The 253-nt window shown below is 63.6% G+C and carries 1 protein-coding gene; it reads left to right on the forward strand.

What is annotated here, in order from left to right; genetic code table 11:
* On the forward strand, positions 1-253 hold a 253-nt coding region (rsgA, locus tag B4920_RS27135; RefSeq protein WP_139379733.1), incomplete at both ends, for a GTPase RsgA.

The raw sequence follows: 253 nt of genomic DNA on the forward strand, positions 1-253 counted from the left end.
CCAGTCCTGGGTAGGCAAGTCGTCACTCACCAACGCCCTGATGCCGGGGCTCGGCGTGCTCACCGGCGAGATCTCCGAAAACTCGTGGCTGGGCACCCACACCACCACCACGGCGCGGATCTATCACTTCCCGAGCGGCGGCGATCTCATCGACTCCCCCGGGATCCGCGAGTTCGCCCTCTGGCATCTGGAAGCCGATCGCATCACCTGGTGTTTCGTGGAGTTTCGCGACTACCTCGGCAGTTGCAAGTTC

The sequence above is a fragment of the Zoogloea sp. LCSB751 genome, from assembly GCF_002028455.1.
GTDB lineage: Bacteria > Pseudomonadota > Gammaproteobacteria > Burkholderiales > Rhodocyclaceae > Zoogloea.